At 64.9% G+C, this 2,467-nt stretch carries 2 protein-coding genes, 2 pseudogenes and 1 riboswitch; of the genes and pseudogenes, 3 read left to right on the top strand and 1 reads right to left on the bottom strand.

Annotation, left to right across the window (positions count from 1 at the left end):
• Positions 1 to 222 (bottom strand): annotated as a pseudogene (locus EN742_RS31755) (hypothetical protein); the annotation flags it as partial.
• 189 nt (positions 223 to 411) lie between these two features.
• Positions 412 to 498: riboswitch (glycine riboswitch) on the top strand.
• 149 nt (positions 499 to 647) lie between these two features.
• Between EN742_RS31755 and gcvT the strand changes: the two are divergent.
• The 3 genes and pseudogenes from gcvT to EN742_RS31740 all read left to right on the top strand — a co-directional run.
• Complete coding sequence (gene gcvT / locus EN742_RS31750; RefSeq protein WP_127407572.1) at positions 648 to 1,748, top strand: glycine cleavage system aminomethyltransferase GcvT; 1,101 nt, start codon at positions 648 to 650, stop codon at positions 1,746 to 1,748.
• Positions 1,749 to 1,754: 6 nt separating this feature from the next.
• Entirely contained in the window at positions 1,755 to 2,123 is a 369-nt protein-coding gene (gene gcvH, locus EN742_RS31745; RefSeq protein WP_126054278.1) for a glycine cleavage system protein GcvH, read from the top strand.
• A 16-nt stretch (positions 2,124 to 2,139) separates the two neighbouring features.
• Positions 2,140 to 2,467 (top strand): annotated as a pseudogene (locus EN742_RS31740) (glycine dehydrogenase (aminomethyl-transferring)); the annotation flags it as partial.

The following is a 2,467-nucleotide window of genomic DNA, read 5'->3' as shown; positions in this document are numbered from 1 at the left end:
CTGGTGGACGATGTAATCGGTGACCGCCTCGACGAAGAACGCCGGCCATTCCTGGCATTTGTCGCGCGTCGTCTGGTCGAGCGCGAACAGCGCCTCGGCCTCGCCACGGCTCACCATGCCGTCGCCGAACACTTCGCGGCGCAGCATCACCACGTCCTCGGCCGTGATGCGGTTCTTGGAGGTCAGCCCCGCCACCGGAGCGCTCATGATCAGTTCGCCCATTGTCGTCCCCGTCCGCCGCCGGCTGTAGCCGGGCCCAAAAAGGTCGTTTCGGAGCAACATATCGGTAGTGTCTTGAAAAACCGGCAAACCGCGTGGTTAGCGAAGACTTGTCAGCAAGATGTCGCTGGCAGGTGACAAGGTGTCGTTCACAAGCTATGGATGACGAGTCGAGGACTCGCACTTGAGTCCTACCTGTTTGCGGGAGAGAGCAGCGAGAGCTGCCGCCGAAGGGGAAATCGCCCGAAATCTCTCAGGCAAAAGAACCGTAGACGGGAAAGACACTCTGGAAAGTCGGGGCTCACGCCCCGCGCCGAAGGTGTAAGCGCTGCCGACAGAGTTACGGGGCGCGAGTCTCTCAGGCTTCAGACAGAGGGGCACGGACTGGTCGCCATCAGCGGCCGATTGCGTGCGACTCTGGAGATGACATGACGGGCGACGAAGCCAAACACCTACCCCTCGAGGATCTGCATACGGCTGCTGGGGCGCGCTTTGGCGCGTTCGCCGGCTGGTCGATGCCGCTCACCTATCCGGCCGGCGTGATGAAGGAGCACCTTCACACCCGCGAGCATGCCGGGCTGTTCGACATTTCGCACATGAAGCTGTTCCTGGTCAGCGGCCCGGGCGCGATTGCGCTGCTCGACCGCGCCTGCCCGCTCGATGCCGGCGCGCTCGATATTTCCCAGTCGAAATACACCTTCTTCCTCAACGAGGCCGCCGGCATCATCGACGACCTCATCATCACCAGGCTTGGCGACGACCGCTTCATGGTCGTCGCCAACGCCGGCAACGCAGCCGTCGACGAGAAGCACCTGCGGGCGCTGGCCGGGGATTTCGAGGCAAAGGTGGATGCGCTCGACCGCGTCTTCCTCGCCGTCCAGGGTCCCGAGGCCTGGGCCGCCCTTGCCCGCGCCGGCATCGAGACCGGTGCGCTGCTGTTCATGCACGGCATCGAGCCGCGCGAAAACTGGTTCATGAGCCGCTCCGGCTATACCGGCGAGGACGGTTTCGAGATCGGCTTGCCGGAAGCGGATGCGCGGGACCTGGTCGCGACATTGCTCAACGACGAGCGCGTGCAGTGGATCGGCCTCGCCGCCCGCGACAGCCTGCGGCTGGAGGCCGGGCTCTGCCTGCATGGCCAGGACATCACCGAGGAATTCGATCCGGCCAGCGCCGGATTGATGTGGGCCGTCCCCAAGGATATCCGTGCCGCCGGCCACTTCATCGGCGCCGACGCTCTGCGCGCCATACTGGAGCGTGGGTCGGCGCAGAAACGTGTCGGACTGAAGCCGGACGGCCGCCAGCCGGTGCGCGCGGGCGCCGCGCTTTTCGACGCCGCCGGCAATGCGGCTGGCCATGTCACCTCCGGCGGCTTCGGCCCGTCGGCCGGTCATCCGGTCGCCATGGGCTACGTCAACACGGCACTCGCCAGGCCCGGAAGCAAACTTTTCGCCGATGTGCGCGGGACGAAAATCCCGATCGATATCAACCCCTTGCCTTTCACACCTCATCGCTACCGCAAAGGATAATTCCCGATGGCAAAGACCTATTTCACCGAAGACCACGAATGGCTCCGTGTCGAAGGCGGCGTCGCCACCGTTGGCATCACTGACTACGCGCAGGAGCAGCTCGGCGATCTCGTCTTCGTCGAACTGCCGGAAGTCGGCCGCAAGCTGGCCAAGGGCGACACCGCCGTCGTGGTCGAATCCGTCAAGGCCGCGTCGGATGTCTACGCACCGGCCGACGGCGAGATCACCGAGGCCAACACCTCGCTGTCGTCGGATCCGTCGCTGGTCAATTCGGCCGCCACGGGCGACGGCTGGCTGTGGAAGATGAAGCTCGCCAATGAAGGCCAGCTCGACGGGCTTCTGGATGAAGCTGCCTACAAGGCCCATATCGGTTGAGAGCAGGACAGTTACGATGACCGCAGCACCCTACCCCTTCTCGGCCCGCCACATCGGCCCCGGCCTCAATGATGTCCGAGCCATGCTGGCCGTAATCGGCGTCCCGTCCGTCGAGACGCTGATCAGCCAGGCCGTGCCGAGATCGATCCGCCTCGACCAGCCGCTGACGCTGCCCGCGCCGGCCAGCGAGGCCGAAGCACTGGCCGAATTGTCGGCGACGATGGCCAAGAACACGGTGCTGAAGAGCTTTATCGGCGCCGGCTACCACGGCGTCCACGTGCCGCCGGTCATTCAGCGCAACCTGTTCGAGAACCCGGCCTGGTACACGGCCTACACGCCCTACC

The sequence above is a fragment of the Mesorhizobium sp. M4A.F.Ca.ET.020.02.1.1 genome (assembly GCF_004022645.1).
GTDB lineage: Bacteria > Pseudomonadota > Alphaproteobacteria > Rhizobiales > Rhizobiaceae > Mesorhizobium.
This window is presented reverse-complemented; position numbering and strand designations above follow the sequence as displayed.

Bases quoted from the DNA above. Each gene is read 5' to 3' on its own strand.
- gcvH (WP_126054278.1), top strand. From the start codon at position 1,755: ATGGCAAAGACCTATTTCACCGAAGACCACGAATGGCTCCGTGTCGAA.
- gcvT (WP_127407572.1), top strand. From the start codon at position 648: ATGACGGGCGACGAAGCCAAACACCTACCCCTCGAGGATCTGCATACG.